Raw genomic sequence first — 14,962 nt, forward strand, 5'->3', positions numbered from 1 at the left:
GGCTCAACTTGACACGGCAGAGGCACAAAGCAAGTCACGATTTGTATCGGCACGGCTTCGGCGCAGCCTCCGCGCTGGACCTGCCGGCGGGAATCTTCTAACGCCAGTTCATGACAAAACTTCTTCTCGCTGGCGTCGACGAGGCTGGCCGGGGACCGCTGGCAGGCCCGGTCTCGGCTGCCGCCGTCATCCTCGATCCCGACAGAGTGCCCGTCGGCCTGGCCGATTCCAAGGTCATCACGGCAGCGCGGCGGGAGGAGCTCTATCAGGAGATCATGGCGTCGGCGCTTTCCGTATCGGTCGCCTTTTCCAGCCCGGCCCTGATCGACCGGCTCAACATCCGCGGCGCGACGCTCGACGCCATGCGGCGGGCGGTCAGGGGGCTGTCCCTGCGCCCCTCGTCGGTGGAAATCGACGGCAAGGACGTGCCCCACGGCCTGCAGCTGCCGGCTCGGGCGATCATCGACGGCGATGCCCTGGTGCCGGCCATCTCCGCTGCCTCGATCATCGCCAAGGTCACCCGCGACCGCCTGATGATCAAGCTCGCGACCACCTACCCGCTCTATGGTTTCGAACGCCATATGGGCTACGGCACGGCCGAGCATACCGCCGCCATCGACACACATGGGCCCTGCCCGCATCACCGACTGACTTTCGGCAGGCTCAAAGCTTATCGGGCTTGAAGAGGAGGTACAGCGCGTCCCCCCTCATCCCCCTGCCGGGACCTTCTCCCGCAAGGGGAGAAGGGATTTCATCGGGCTCGCTTTTGCCACTACGGCCGCTTCAACATCGCGCGGCCTATCCCACAAAGGCCCCTTCTCAAGGGATGAGGGGTGCAACACCTCCTACGGTGCGATCACGCCCTTGCGGAAGATGAAACAGCCATAGAAGCGGCGTTCGCCGGTGGCGATCACGCAATAGGCCTTCTTGGCGTGTTCGTAGAATTCCATGCGCTCGATCGAGGTCATCGGCCAGGACTTGCCTTCCGCCTTGTCGATGGCCGCCTGCACTTCCTGCTGCACCGCCGGGATCTCGTCGGGCGAGCCGACGATCTCCATGCGGCGGGCGGAATCGTCGACGAACGTATCGAGCGGCACGACCGACAGCACGGCCTCGACCGCACGCGCAGCCGTCACGCCGTCGATACGCAGGAGATCACCCAGCACCGTCTCGCGGGCAACCGAATCGGCCGGGAAATTGGTGTCGCAGATCACCAGCGTGTCGCCGTGGCCCATGGCCCGGAGGGCATAGAGCACGTCGGCATTCAACAGTGGGTCGATATTCTTGAGCATGGTGCTTTCCTATTTTGTGATCTGCGCAGGCTTGGTCTGCATCAGCTTGGCCTGCAGGATGACGACGATCAGCAGGAAGGCGCCGCGCACCACCGACTGCCAGTAGGCCGAGAGCGAGATCCAGCCCATGCCGTTCTCGAAATTGAGGATGGTGTAAATCAGGCCCAGCAGCAAGGCGCCGGCCAGCGTGCCGCCGATGGAGCCCTTGCCCCCCGTCAGCAGCGTGCCGCCCACCACCACCGAGGCGATGGCGATGAGCTCCCAGCCAATGCCCTCGATCGGCTGCCCGGCGCCGAATTGCGAGGCCAGGATCACGCCCGCCATGCCAGCCGTCACACCGGAGATCACATAGACCGCGAAGATGGTGCGATTGACCGGCAACCCCATCAGCCGGGAGGCTTCGGTGCCGCCGCCGACCGCCAGCACATGGCGCCCGAAGGAAGTGGAGTTCAGAGTGACCCCACCGACGATATAGGCGACCAGGGCGATCCAGGCCGGCGTCGGGAAACTGAGGATGAAGCCGAGAATGGTCGCGGCGATGCCGGCATTTTCGGCATCCACCCATTCGGGCCTCATGAAGCTGAGGAGATCGCCTTGCCCGAGCACGGTGAACGCGGTGTCGTAGGAGGCGGACACCGATTGGTTATTGGCGAGTAGCAGGGCCGTGCCCTGGGCCGCCAACATGGTGGCCAGCGTGGCGATGAAGGGCAGGATCTTCAGGCGGGTGATGATCAGTGCATTGATGATGCCGACGATCGCGCCGGCCGCAAGCCCGCCAGCCGCGCCGGCGAGGAGGCCATAGGAGCTGAGATAGGCGGAGACCACGCTCGCCAGCGCGGCGGTAGTGCCGACCGACAAATCGATACCGCCGGTCATGATCACGAAGCACATGCCGAGGGCCACCAGCGCGAACATCGAATTGTAGCGCAGCACGGTCTGGATATTGTAGGTGCCGAGGAAGCCCTCATAGCGCCAGGCTCCGAAGGCCGCGAGCAATACGAGGGCGAGCAGCACGCCGAGGGTGGGAGAAAACCGAACCTTGCCCATCACGCCGTCCCCTGCCGCTGGAGCCAGACGGCGAGCACGATCAGCACCGCCTTGGCAATGAGGGCCGCCGCATCCGGTACGCCGTTGGCAAGCAGGGTATAGCGCACCAGCTGAATGATCAGGGCGCCGAACAGGGTGCCGACGATGGTGGCCCGGCCGCCCGACAGCAACGTGCCGCCCACGGCCACCGCCGCAATGGCATCGAGTTCCTTGCCCATGCCGATCAGATTGGCATCGGCCGCCGAGTTCATGGCGATCTCGATGAGACCCGCGATACCGGCGCACAGGCCGCAGACGAAATAGACCAGCACCTTGACGCGAGCCACCGGCACGCCGGCGAGCCGGGCCGCCGCCTCATTGCCGCCGACCGCCAGCACCTGGCGGCCGAACACGGTGCCCTTGAGCACATAGGCAGCCGCGATCACCAGGACCGCCATGATCCAGACCTGGAACGGCAATCCCAGCACCTTGCCGAGCGCGATCGCCTGGAATTCCGGAACCTTGAAGACCTGCAGGTCGCCATTGGTGGAGACCTGGGCCAGTCCCCTGCCGGCGATGAACAGGATGAGCGTCGCGATGATCGGCTGGATATTGTAGCGTGTGATCAGCCAGCCGTTGAAGAGACCGAACAGGCCCGCAATCATCACCGGAATGACGATTCCGAAAGCGATCGCGACGTAGAGGCTGGGAAAATCCACGAATTTTCCGGTGAAGATCATCGGCGAAAGCGCGCCGGCGATCGCCATCAGCGAGCCGACCGACAGGTCGATGCCGCCGGTTGCGATCACCAGTGTCATGCCGATGCCGACGATCACGATGGTGCAGACCTGCGTGAGGTTGAGCAGCAGGGTCTGGGTGGTGGCAAAATTGGGGGTGACGGCGAAATTGAAGCCGATCAGAAGCAGCAGCGCGATGATGACACCGTAGCGCTGCAGGAACGCAGGAACATCACGCATGGCCGGGTCTTCCGTGGTCTGGCGTTCCCACCTCTTCAGCAGCGGGGCTCGCGCCGTGGGCCATGGCGGCCATGATACTGTCCTCGTTGATATCGGGGGGGCGCAGTTCCGCCACGCTCAGCCCGTCGCGCAGCACGAAAACGCGGGTCGCCGCCTCGATGATTTCCTCCAGCTCGGAAGAAATTACCAGGACGCCGAGTCCATCGGCGGAAAAGCGCCGGATCAGGTTGAGAATCTCCGCCTTGGCCCCGACATCGATGCCGCGCGTGGGCTCATCCAGAATGAGAAGCTTGGGATTCATGCACAGCCAGCGGGCGAGCAGGACTTTCTGCTGGTTGCCACCCGACAATTCGCGGATCTTCTGGTCAGGGCTCGAACATTTGATGCCGATTTCCTTGATGAAGCGCTCGACGATCCGCCTCTGCTCTGCGAGGTCGAAGCGGCCGGAGCGCGAGAGAGCCGGCATCAGCGCAAGAGTGAGGTTGTCGGCAACCGACATGTCGGGAATGATGCCTTCGACCTTGCGGTCCTCGGAGCAGAAACCCATGCCGGCCTTGATCGCCTCGGCGGGTGAACGGAAATCCGTGTTGGCGCCTCCGAAGGCAATCTCGCCCTTGGCCCGCCGGTCGGCGGCAAAGATGGCACGGGCCGTCTCGGTCCGGCCCGAACCCAGCAGTCCGGCCAATCCGACGATCTCGCCCTTGTCGATCGAAAGCGTTGCATCGGTGACCCGCCGGCCGACTGCAAGCGAGCGCACATCGAGCAATTTCTCCCGACGTGAGGGCGCTTCGTCGCGCTCAGCGGCGGTTGGGCCCGCCATCACCTCGGCCAGAGCCTTGCCGAGCATGGTGGTGACCAGGGTGAGCTTGGGCATTGCATGCATGGCCGAAACCGCGACAGTGCGCCCGTCGCGCATGATGGTTACCCGGTCGCAGACCGCATAGAGCTCATCGAGCTTGTGGGTGACGAACAGCACCGAGACCCCATCGCCTTTCAGCTGCCGGATGGTACGCAGCAGCACCGCCACCTCGGCCTCGTCGAGGGAGGATGTGGGCTCGTCCATGATCACCAGCCGGGCCTTGAAAGACACCGCACGGGCGATCGCCACCATCTGCTGGATGGCAGTGGGGAATCCCCCCAAGGGCTGGGTGACGTCGATATTGACGTCGAAACGGGCAAGGAGCTCGCGCGCACCGGCATTCATCGCCTTCCAGTCGATGAACAGGCCTCCGCGCTTGGGCTCGCGCCCCAGATAGATGTTCTCGGCAACCGAACGATAGCCGATCAGGTTGAGCTCCTGGAAGATGGTGCTCACCCCCTGGCGCTGGGCCTGTTGCGGGGAGCCTGCCTGCCAGGGCTCGCCACCAAAGGTGATGGTGCCGCCATCATGCGAATGGGCGCCATTCAGGATCTTGATCATGGTAGACTTGCCGGCCCCGTTCTGGCCGACCAAGGCCATGACCTCGGCCGGCGCAATGTCGAGGGTCGCACCATGCAGGACTTTGACACCACCAAAGCTCTTGGTGATGCCATCCATGGAAAGAAGCGGGGACGATACTGCCATTCAGTCTCTGGCTCAAAATGGCGGCAACCCGCCTCTGTCATTGGTAAGAAATCGCCGCATAGACTCGACCTTTGTCATGCCCAGGCTTGACCCGGGCATCCAGGTTCTCCGTGGCCAACGAGAAACCGGATTGCCGATCGAGATTCAGTACGGATCAGTGAGGGGCGAAATGCTTCGCTTCGTCATAGCCGGGCTTGCCCCGGCTATGACGAAAGTCAGCGTTCCACGACCGCCCGATCAATAGGATTCCGGCATATAGGCGGCGATGTTGTCCTTGTTGAACAGCCGGTCAGTATTGACGAGGCGCGGCGCCACGGTCTCACCGGCGGCATATTTGACGATGGCGTCGAAGGCTGCCGGGCCGAATTTCGGATTGCATTCGACCAGGACGAGGATCTTGCCATCCGAGACGGCCTGGGCCGCGTCACGCGTGCCGTCGATCGACGCGAGGATCAGGTCCTTGCCCGGCACCTTGCCGGCAGCCTCCATGGCGGCAATGGCTCCCATGGTCATCTCGTCATTGTGCGAGTAGAGGGCCGTGGCGTCGGGATGGGCCTGATAGAGCGTCTCGAAGACCTGGCGTCCCTTGTCGCGAGCGAAGTCGCCGGACTGGGAGGCGATGATCTTCATGTCGGGAAAGGCCTTGATCGCCTTCTCGAAACCGGTCTTGCGGTCATTGGCCGGAGAAGAGCCGACCGTGCCCTGCAGTTCGATGATCTTGGCCTTGCCATTGACTGCCTTGGCCAGATATTCGCCGGCCATCTCGCCTTCCTTGATGAAGTCCGAGCCGATGAAGGCGACATAGTCCTTGCCGCCCTTGGCGAGATTCGCATCGACGCCGCGATCGATCAGGAAGAGCGGGATGCCCGCTTTCTTGGCTTCCATCACCGCCGGCACCAGCGGCTTCTCCTCGCGAGGCGACAGCAGGATGACGTCGACCTTCTGGGCAATCATCGAGCGCACATCGGCGACCTGCTTGGCGGCCGAGCCGGCGGCGTCGGTATAGACGAGTTGCCAGCCCCGCTTCTGAGCCTCTTCCTTCATGCTGGCGGTCTGTGCCAGGCGCCACGGATTGTTGCTCTCCGTTTGCGCAAAGCCGACCTTGTAGGTGTCCTTCTTCTTCAGCTTGGGCAGGTCGGCATAGGCCGGCACCAGCCCGAGGCCGGTGAACGCAGCACTGCCGGCAGCGATCTGCAGCAAGGAACGACGCGTGATCATTTTTCTCTCCCGTTTGGGCCCTTGTTACGACGGGCCCCGGACCGATGGCAGTGACGTTTCCGTGCCATGGTCGGCGGCTAGAATGGTCGGACAATTTGAACCGCGTCAAGTCATCAATTTGAGCAGAACGCCGACAGACACAGCAAGCTCGGCCACGCCGCAGGCGTCCCGTTCCGGCACGGAATTTTTATCGCGGCGGCAACGCGGAATTTACCAAACCGGCCCAGGATTCGACCTGTCCTTAGTAAGCGTTGCGTATGAGTACCCCATGAGTATCTCGCGTACCGGAGCCGCCCAAGCGCTTCGGATGAGCCCTGGGTTGAAGCGTGTAGAATCGCGTTCGTCGATCGTGACGGACGCGGTTCTACCGCTCGATACCATCATCGAAGGCGATTGTATTGCCGCGTTGCAGCGCTTGCCAGCCGCCAGCGTGGATCTCGTCTTTGCCGATCCGCCCTATAACCTTCAGTTGGGCGGCGATCTTCAGCGGCCCGACAATTCCATGGTCGATGCCGTCGATGACGACTGGGACAAGTTCGCTTCCCTGCGCGACTACGACGATTTCACCCGGGCCTGGCTCGCCGCCGTCAAGCGGGTGATGAAGCCGGACGCCACGCTATGGGTGATCGGCTCCTATCACAACATCTTCCGGGTCGGCGCCAGCCTGCAGGATCTCGATTTCTGGATCCTCAACGACATCGTCTGGCGAAAATCCAACCCGATGCCGAATTTCCGCGGCAAGCGCTTCACCAATGCGCATGAGACCCTGATCTGGGCCTCCCGCGACCAGCGCTCGCGCTACACCTTCAATTACGAGGCGCTGAAGGCCGGCAACGAGGATGTGCAGATGCGCTCCGACTGGCTGATCCCGCTCTGCACCGGCGCCGAACGGCTCAAGGACGACGAAGGCCGCAAGGCCCATCCGACCCAGAAGCCCGAAGCCTTGCTGGCGCGCATCCTGCTCGCCGCCTCCAAGCCCGGCGATGTCGTGCTCGATCCCTTTTTCGGCTCGGGCACCAGCGGCGCCGTCGCCAAGAAGCTCGGTCGCCACTTCGTCGGCATCGAGCGTGACCAGGCCTATATCGCGCATGCCCGCGAACGCATCGCCCTCGCCGCTCCCGTCGACGACGCCGCCATGCTGGCGCCGGCGGAAAAGCGTGCCGAGCCGCGCATCCCCTTCGCCAGCGTGATCGAACGCCAGCTGCTGCAGCCCGGCGCGATCCTCACCGATGCCAATGGCCGCCACCAGGCCCGCGTGCGGGTCGACGGCTCGATCATGCTGGGCGACATCGTCGGCTCGATCCACAAGATCGGCGCCCTCGCCCAGGGCCTGCCGGCCTGCAATGGCTGGACCTATTGGCATTATGACAATGGCGGCAAGCCGGCGCTGATCGACGAACTGCGCGCCATCCTGCGCAAGGAACTCGCGGCGGCGGGGTGAGCTTCCTTCTCCCCCTTGCGGGAGAAGAAAAACGTGCTCACGCACTGATGGCTGGGCGTCTGTCCTTCCAGGGCATGGCCTGCTCGAGCTGGGTCGAGACCGCCAGCACGCTCGCTTCGTCGCCATAGCGCCCGACCAGCTGCACGCCGATCGGAATATTGTCCGGCGTCGAGCCGAGCGGCAGCGAGATCGCCGGCAGGCCGGAAAGATTGAACGGGAAGGCGAAGACCGCATCCGTCCATTTGGCGTTGTATTGGTCGAGATCGGTCATCGACATGTCGTAATAGCCCATCGGGCGTGGCAGCTGCGTCAGGGTCGGCGTGATGAAGATGTCGTAGGGCGCAAGGTCCTCGGCAACGGTGCGGCTGAGTTCGCGCAACTTCCAGACATCGCGGGCATGCTCGACACCGCTGATCGAACGGCCGCGCTCGATTACCGCCCAGGTGACGGGCTCGACATCCTCCCGGGTGACGGGGCGCCCGATCACGCCGGCCAAGCCGTCGAACATCGCCGCCGTCTCGACCGGAGACATATGCGTATAGGTCTTCCAAGCATCATTGGCGTCGAAGGCCATGTCGTGCTCCTCGACGGCATGGCCGAGGCTTTCCAGCGTCTTCGCGGTGGCCAGCACCGCCGCCTTCACCTGGGGATGGATCGGCGTGCCGTTGGCAGGCGTCACGGTGAAGCCGATGCGTAGCCGCGCAGGCGCGCGTCTCGACAGCTCCAGCCAGCCTTCCGGCGGGGTCGGCGGCGTATAGGGATCGCCGGGCAAGGCGCCGGCGACGGCATCGAGATAGGCGGCGGTATCGCGCACGCTGCGCGAATGACAGAGGAAATAAGCGCCGCCATACCAGAAGTCCCCCGCCGGAGCGAGGGTGACCCGGCCGCGCGAGGGCTTGAGGCCGACGATGCCACAGCAGGAGGCAGGTACGCGGATGGAGCCGGCGCCATCGCTCGCCTCGCCGATCGGGACCATGCGCGAGGCGACAGCCGCCGCTGTGCCGCCGCTCGAACCGCCGGCGGTAATGCCTTCCTTCCACGGATTGATGGTGGCGCCGTAGAGCTTGGGCTCGGTCGAGATCGACCAGCCATTCTCCGGCGCGTTCGATTTGCCGAGCAGCACCAGGCCGGCTGCCTTGATGCGGCTCACCGAAACCGAATCGCTGTCGGCCACCAGGTCCTTCAGATAGCGCGACGAATTGGTGAGCGGTGCGCCCTTCCAGGAACTGGCGAGTTCCTTGGCGAGGAAGGGAACGCCCGCAAAAGGCGCCTTGCGGTCCACCTTGGCGGCCATCGCCCGGCCCATGTCGTAAAGGCGATGGATGACGGCATTGAGCTTTGGATTGAGCTGCTCGATCACGCCGATGGCGGTTTCCGTCACCTCCGCGGGCGAGACCTCGCCTTTCTGCACGAGTTCCGCCACCGCGAGCGCATCGGATTCGACATAGGTTTCCAGCAATGTCGCCATGACGAATGTTCCTTGGTGATGAAAATGCACAAACATCGAAGTCGCAATTTGATCGCCCGACCTCGATTTCGTCATTGCGAGCGTAGCGAAGCAATCTAGGATCCGAGAATTAAAGAGGCTGGATTGCTTCGCTGTGCTCGCAATGACGGTCAGAAAGCATCGAGAGGCTCAGCTCAACTCGATCGCCCGCTGCTCCCGGATGCTCTGCTCGGCCGCCAGCACGATGCGCAGGCTGTTCACCGCCGCCGCCATGGATTCGGAGAGATCGAGGTCTTCGCGGATCGCCTTGAGGAAATAGGCCTGCTCGCGGTCGCACAATTCCTGGTGCCCCGGCTCGTCTTCCATGCTGAAGATCTCGTCCGGCTTGGCGAAATTCTTGTCGGCGTCGACCTTGGCGTAATGGATCTTGATGGCATCGGTTTTGGTATGGCGGTCGATGTCCGCGGAATCGGACAGTTCGTCGCCCTGCTTGGCGCTCTCTGTCTGCCCTGCCACGATGGAAACGGCCCCTTCCGGCCCGATGACGTCCTTCACGAAATAGGCGATCTCGCTCATCATCGGCCCCCAGCCCGCCTCGTACCAGCCGACCGAACCATCGTCGAAGGTGACGTGCAGGTGGCCGTAATTCTGCTGGGCCGCCTCCTGCCAGAGCTTGGCGCCGATGCCGTGCACGCGCAGCGGCCTGGCGCCGGTGAGCTGGCACATCACATCGACATAATGCACGCCGCAATCGACGATCGGGATCAGCGAATCGATCAGGTTCTTGTGCCAGTGCCAGGCTGGGCCGCTGCTCTGCTGGTTGAGGTTGAGGCGCATCACCAGGGGCTTGCCCAAGGTGCGGCCCATCTCGATGAACTTCACCCAGGAGGGGTGCACGCGCAGGATATAGCCGAGCACCAGCTTGCGATTTTTCGCAACTGCGGCTGCGACAACCTTCTCGGCATCCTCGATCGTGGTGGCGATCGGCTTTTCCATGAAGACATGGCAGCCGGCCTCGATCGCCTTCAGCGCGTATTCGGCATGGGTGTTCGGCCAGGAATTGATCGAGACGGCATCGGGCCCGGTTTGCTTCAGGGCCGCCTCGTAATCCTCGAACAGCGGATAGCCGGCGAGTTCGTCCGGCACGGGCTTCGATTTGATCGAGCGGCTCATGATGCCCACGATCTCGAAACCGTCATTGCGATGATAGGCGCTGGCATGGGAGGCCCCCATATTGCCGAGCCCCACCACGAGAATCCTGACCTTGCCGGACATGCGCCCTCCCTCAATGCCAATCACATGGTCCGACACAAACCGGGATCCGCGCCGGATTTCAAAACTTTGCAAAGCGCCCCCTGAAGGACCGATGCGGTTCACTTGAGCGTCTTGGAGCTTGCGCTGCCTTTGTCATTGCCGGGCTTGACCCGGCAACCCAGCCCCTTCGCGTGGATCCTGGATAGCCGGGTCAAGCCCGGCTATGACAAATCGCAGCGTTACCTCCCTAGGTGGACCGCATTCCCCTACAGGGCCCCGCTAAACAGATTCGCCTTGATCTTCTCGACATCGAGCTTGGCAAAGCCGTCCGAAAGCTTGGCGCCGTCCGCGTCGGCCTTGACCTTGGCCTTGTCGAAATCATTGGCCGGCTTGATGAGGTCGTTGGTGAGCACGTCCTCCGCCTTCACCGGCGCGGTGATCTGGCCGATCTTGTGGATCTGGTCGAAGAAGGCCTGCCAGCTCGCCATGTCGTGCCAGCCCCAGCCGCCGCGCTTGTCCATGTCGCCGCGGAAGACATTGATCTGCTGCAGGATCGAGGTGGTGCCGAGCTCCGGGCCGAGATTGCTGGCGAGCGTCGGGAATTGCTCGAACACCGCCTCCACGGCCGCCCGCGGATTCTGGTAGCCGAACTCCAGGCCCATGGCCCAGCCGCGCAGATATTTCTCGAGGAAGGCCTTGCGGTCGGGATCCTCGAGATCGGCGCTGCGCACCACGAAAGTGTTGGCCGGGAATTTCGAATGCTGGACGCCGAGCCAGTAGTCGAAGCTGAGCCCTTTGGCGATCCATTCCGCCCGGAGCCCTTCCCAGGACAAGGCCGCATCGCCCTGCCCGCCGGCCAGCGCCGTGCCCCAGGTCGGCCAGCCGGCCTCGACATATTTCACCTTCTTGACGTCGACGCCCTGCGCGGCCAGCAGCGGATCGGTGATCGCCTGCCAGGCAGCCGAACCGAGCAGGATGGTCTTGCCCTCGAGCGTCTTGAGGTCCTTGGTGCCCTCGCCCTTGCGGAAGGCGAAGCTGAATGTGTCTCGTGCCCCCATGTGGAACACGGATTTGAGCTTCATGCCGTTCTGGATGGCGAAGGAAAACACGCCGGGGGACGGGAAGCCCATGTCGGCCTGGCCGACATCGACGAATTTCACCGTCGCCGTGCCGTCGGAGGGCCCAGGCTGCATGTCCGTGGCGAGATCGCCGAAATAGCCGGCCTTCTTCGCCGCCCAATAGGGATAGTCGTCGAGCACTTCCAGCGTGCCGCGCGGCGAGATCCAGGTGAATTTCTCATAGACGGCAGCCCGTGCCGGCGTCAGCAGGCCGGAAGCGCCAAGCGCTGTCGCCGTCACCAGGCCGCCGGCGCTCACCTGCAGGAAATAGCGCCGGTTCACACCAAGTCTTGTCATGTCCGGCTTCATCGATACGATCTCGTTCTTCGTCACGGGCTTCCTCCGGTTGGGTCCTGCCTGTTTCCGGCAGTTTGAATGGCGTGTGGTCTTTTCGTTCTAACGCCTTGCTATGATTGGCTTTCCTGCTCAGGCTTCCCAGCTCGCCCATTTCTTGCCGATCAGGAAGAACAGCACATAGATCAGGATGCCGAGGATGGAGAGCACCAGAACCACCGCGAAGAATTGCGGCATCTGGATCATCGAGGAATAGGTCGTCAGCCGGTTGCCAAGCCCGAAACCGCCGCCGACCATTTCGGCGCCGACCGCCGTCAGCAGGCCGAAGATGGCGCCGATCATCAGGCCGACCAGGATCATCGGCAGGGCCATCGGCGCCCGGATCTTCCAGAAGATCTGCAGGGTCGAGGCACCATAGGAGCGAGCCAGAGCGATCTTAGCATTGTCGACCCGCCGGAAGCCGGTGGCGGCGTTGATCATTACCATTGGGCCGGCGGCCAGAGCCACTGCGATGATCCTCGGCGTATAGCCGAAGCCGAAGCGAAGGATGAGCAGCGGCACCAAGGCCAGCATCGGCGTGGTCACCAGCAGCAGGATATAGGGCGCGATGATCTTCTCGGCGAAGGGGAACTGGGTGATCAAGGCAGCGAGGATCAGGCCGATGCAGGCCCCGATGGCAAAGCCGCCGCCCAGTTCCACCAGCGTGTAACCGAGATGCGGCAGGATCAGCGGGAACTCGGTGAACAGCGCCGTGACGATCGCGCTCGGCGGCGGCATGATGTAGAGCGGCACCTTGAACAGCCGGAGCGCCAGTTCGGCGCCACCGATCAGGATCACGGCGACCGCGACGATCGCGGCGACCTCGAAGCCGGACTTGATGCCGGGTCCCGAGGAAAAGGCCGACAGATTGGTGAGGCTGACATCCTGGCCGTCGCCGGAACTTGCCTTGGAGAAGGACTTGGCCTTGGAGAATTGGGGAACGGTGTCACTCACGGCGATGTCCTCAGCTTCCAGCCACGGCGCTTCGAAGAGGCGCCTGCTTCTGGCTGGTGCGGCCACCGACGATGTCGAGCTTGATGGCGTTCTGCAGGTCGAAGACTTCCTTGGTGGCCATGATTTCGAGGGAACGCGGGCGCGCGAACAGCACCTCATATTCTTTCGCCACCCGCCCGGGCCTAGCGCTCATCACGATCACCCGGTCCGACAGGAAGATGGCCTCCTCGATGCTGTGGGTGATGAAGACGATGGTGGTCGGCCGATCGAGCCAGATCTCCTCCACCAGCCGGTTCATCTCCTCGCGCGTGAAGCTGTCGAGCGCGCCGAAGGGCTCGTCCATCAGCAAAACCGAGGGCTTGAGCGATAGCGCGCGCACGATGGAGGCCCGCTGCTGCATGCCGCCGGAAAGCTCGCGCGGGAACTTGCCGCCAAAGCCGGCGAGGCCGACGCGCTGCAGGAGATGGTCGATCCAGGCCCGGTCGGGACGGGTGCTCTTGATTTCGAAGGGAAAGGCGATGTTGGCGTCGAGATTGCGCCAGGGCAGCAGGTTGGCTTCCTGAAAGACGAGGCCGATATCCGGATGCGGCCCGGTGATGACCTTGCCGTCCAGCCGGATCTCGCCGCTGGAAAGGCGATGAAGGCCCGACATCGACCACAGCAAGGTGGTCTTGCCGCAGCCCGAAGGCCCGACGATGGAGACGATCTGATTGGCCTGAATGTCGATGCTGCAACGGTCCAGAGCAACGAGATCGCCCGAAGCGGTGCGATAGACCTTGCTTGCCTCCCGCACGGCAAGCTTGGGGTGTGATGCCGGCCCCGTTTTCATTCCATCCCTCGGAGAATGCGCCGCGGCCCTCGAAGGCCATCTCATCGCGGCGGGCACTGTGTAACTATCCTACCTGGGTGTCAAGCTGTGGTCGGACCATTACAGGGCCAGCAGGGCCAAACACTTTCTATCTATCGGAATTGTCTTGTGTTATTCCAACATGAAGGTTGTGTTACTTTCCTACATGGACCGTGCTGCCCCGTGGCCGCGCGCGACTTCGAATCCCAGGGAGAAACGCGGGATGAGCCAGGACAGGAAGCGAGCGTCCCGGCGCGGCAAGACGAGCGAGCCGGTCAATGCCGCCTCCGAGCGCGTAAGCCATATCCCCGACATTATTTCGCAGGTGAAGGACAATTATCGCGAGCTGCGGCCGGCGGAGCGCCGTGTCGCCGATGTGGTGCTCGAGGATGTCGAGGCCGCTGTTGCCGCCTCCAATGCGGAGCTCGCCAGGCGGGCCGGGGTGAGCGAACCGACGGTCACGCGATTCTGCCGTGCCGTCGGCTGCGAAGGCGTCAGGGATTTCAAGCTGCGCCTGGCCCAGAGCCTGGTGGTCGGCGCGCTCTATCTCGGCAAATCGGGCGCTCATGCCGATAACGGCCTGCCATTCTGGAACGCCGTGTTCGGAGAGGCCCACCGCGCCATCGAAGCGACCGAACGCCAGCTCGACCCGGCCGAACTGCAGAAGGCGGCCGACCTGATCGCCGGCGGCCGCCAGATCGCGGTCTTCGGCCTCGGCGGCAGCGCTTCCGCCCTGGCGCAGGAGACGCAATATCGCCTCTTTCGCTATGGCATCGCGGTATCAGCCCATATCGATCCCTATGTGATGCGCATGACGGCCTCGACCCTGAAGCCGAAAGACGTGGTGATCGCGATCTCGGCGACCGGCCGCACGCGCGAGGTGGTGGAGGCCGTCGAGATCGCCCGCCAATACCGGGCCACCGCCATCTGCGTCACCGCCCCTGACACCGACCTTGCCCGCGCCTGCGACGTCAAGCTGACGGTGGCCGTGCCCGAATATGCCGACACGCTCAAGCCCACGGCCCTGCGCTTTGCCTTCCTCGCCCTGATCGACCTGATGGCGACGGCCGCCGGCTACAAGCTCGGCAGCTCGGCCCGCGAAACGCTGCGCCGCGTCAAATACAATGTGCAGATCCGGCGGGCGGGTAGGGAGATGGAGCCGCTAGGGGATTGATACCAGAGGTACTGATGCTTGACCGATCAAGCAGCGTCATTGCGAGCGCAGCGAAGCAATCCAGGAGCCATGGCCACCGCGTCGACAAGCCTGGATTGCTTCGCTGCGCTCGCAATGACGCGCGAGTCAAACGTCGCAGTCATTGGTATGAGGCGTGAATCTTGCGGAACACCGGAGCATCGCGCCGAAAAGTAGGTCCCGGCTTTCGGCAAAAAAGATGCGACAACAAGGAATTACAGCATCGAGCCTGATTCAGAAATCAGGTTCGATGCTGTAGGTTCATGCATCTTCACCAAGCCAGATCGAGCACAAGGATC

At 63.3% G+C, this 14,962-nt stretch carries 13 protein-coding genes; 3 read left to right on the forward strand and 10 right to left on the reverse strand.

From position 1 onward, the window contains the following. The first annotated feature begins 110 nt into the window (after window positions 1–110). Window positions 111–683 (forward strand): ribonuclease HII, encoded by a 573-nt coding sequence (locus tag C5L14_RS12465; protein ID WP_105862357.1) that lies wholly within the window; start codon window positions 111–113, stop codon window positions 681–683. 162 nt (window positions 684–845) lie between these two features. On the opposite strand, the gene C5L14_RS12470 is transcribed toward C5L14_RS12465, so the two are convergent. The 5 genes from C5L14_RS12470 to C5L14_RS12490 all read right to left on the reverse strand — a co-directional run bounded on the left by C5L14_RS12470 (window position 846) and on the right by C5L14_RS12490 (window position 6,077). Continuing rightward, window positions 846–1,292, reverse strand: a complete 447-nt coding sequence (locus C5L14_RS12470; protein ID WP_105862358.1) for an RbsD/FucU family protein — start codon at window positions 1,290–1,292, stop codon at window positions 846–848. Window positions 1,293–1,301: 9 nt separating this feature from the next. Then, window positions 1,302–2,339, reverse strand: coding sequence for an ABC transporter permease (locus C5L14_RS12475; RefSeq protein ID WP_105862359.1), 1,038 nt, complete (start codon window positions 2,337–2,339; stop codon window positions 1,302–1,304). Beyond that, a complete protein-coding gene (locus C5L14_RS12480; protein WP_105862360.1) occupies window positions 2,339–3,295 on the reverse strand; it encodes an ABC transporter permease in 957 nt (318 codons plus the stop codon). The genes C5L14_RS12475 and C5L14_RS12480 overlap by 1 nt, the downstream gene beginning before the upstream one ends. Further along, window positions 3,288–4,859 (reverse strand): sugar ABC transporter ATP-binding protein, encoded by a 1,572-nt coding sequence (locus C5L14_RS12485; protein WP_105862361.1) that lies wholly within the window; start codon window positions 4,857–4,859, stop codon window positions 3,288–3,290. The genes C5L14_RS12480 and C5L14_RS12485 overlap by 8 nt, the downstream gene beginning before the upstream one ends. 237 nt (window positions 4,860–5,096) lie before the next feature. Beyond that, window positions 5,097–6,077, reverse strand: coding sequence for an ABC transporter substrate-binding protein (locus C5L14_RS12490; RefSeq protein ID WP_105862362.1), 981 nt, complete (start codon window positions 6,075–6,077; stop codon window positions 5,097–5,099). Window positions 6,078–6,384: 307 nt separating this feature from the next. Between C5L14_RS12490 and C5L14_RS12495 the strand changes: the two genes are divergently transcribed. Continuing rightward, the gene (locus C5L14_RS12495; RefSeq protein WP_245443383.1) at window positions 6,385–7,518 is read left to right on the forward strand and encodes a site-specific DNA-methyltransferase; all 1,134 of its coding nucleotides are present in this window, start codon (window positions 6,385–6,387) and stop codon (window positions 7,516–7,518) included. A gap of 37 nt (window positions 7,519–7,555) precedes the next feature. On the opposite strand, the gene C5L14_RS12500 is transcribed toward C5L14_RS12495, so the two are convergent. The 5 genes from C5L14_RS12500 to C5L14_RS12520 form a co-directional block, all read right to left on the reverse strand. After that, window positions 7,556–8,986, reverse strand: coding sequence for an amidase (locus C5L14_RS12500; RefSeq protein ID WP_105862364.1), 1,431 nt, complete (start codon window positions 8,984–8,986; stop codon window positions 7,556–7,558). A gap of 168 nt (window positions 8,987–9,154) precedes the next feature. After that, window positions 9,155–10,240 carry a Gfo/Idh/MocA family protein gene (locus C5L14_RS12505; protein WP_105862365.1) on the reverse strand — a complete coding sequence of 362 codons (1,086 nt, stop codon included), beginning with the start codon at window positions 10,238–10,240 and terminating at the stop codon, window positions 9,155–9,157. 245 nt (window positions 10,241–10,485) lie between these two features. After that, complete coding sequence (locus tag C5L14_RS12510) at window positions 10,486–11,646, reverse strand: ABC transporter substrate-binding protein (RefSeq protein ID WP_105862595.1); 1,161 nt, start codon at window positions 11,644–11,646, stop codon at window positions 10,486–10,488. A 117-nt stretch (window positions 11,647–11,763) separates the two neighbouring features. Then, window positions 11,764–12,624 (reverse strand): ABC transporter permease, encoded by an 861-nt coding sequence (locus C5L14_RS12515; protein ID WP_245443366.1) that lies wholly within the window; start codon window positions 12,622–12,624, stop codon window positions 11,764–11,766. A 10-nt stretch (window positions 12,625–12,634) separates the two neighbouring features. Then, on the reverse strand, window positions 12,635–13,453 hold the full coding sequence (locus tag C5L14_RS12520) for an ABC transporter ATP-binding protein (protein ID WP_105862366.1): 819 nt from the start codon (window positions 13,451–13,453) through the stop codon (window positions 12,635–12,637). Window positions 13,454–13,694: 241 nt separating this feature from the next. Here C5L14_RS12520 and C5L14_RS12525 point away from each other — a divergent pair, with 241 nt between their 5' ends. Further along, window positions 13,695–14,645 (forward strand): MurR/RpiR family transcriptional regulator, encoded by a 951-nt coding sequence (locus tag C5L14_RS12525; protein ID WP_105862367.1) that lies wholly within the window; start codon window positions 13,695–13,697, stop codon window positions 14,643–14,645. The last annotated feature ends 317 nt before the right edge of the window (window positions 14,646–14,962 follow it).

The organism is Labrys okinawensis, from assembly GCF_002982075.1.
GTDB classification, from domain to species: domain Bacteria; phylum Pseudomonadota; class Alphaproteobacteria; order Rhizobiales; family Labraceae; genus Labrys; species Labrys okinawensis_A.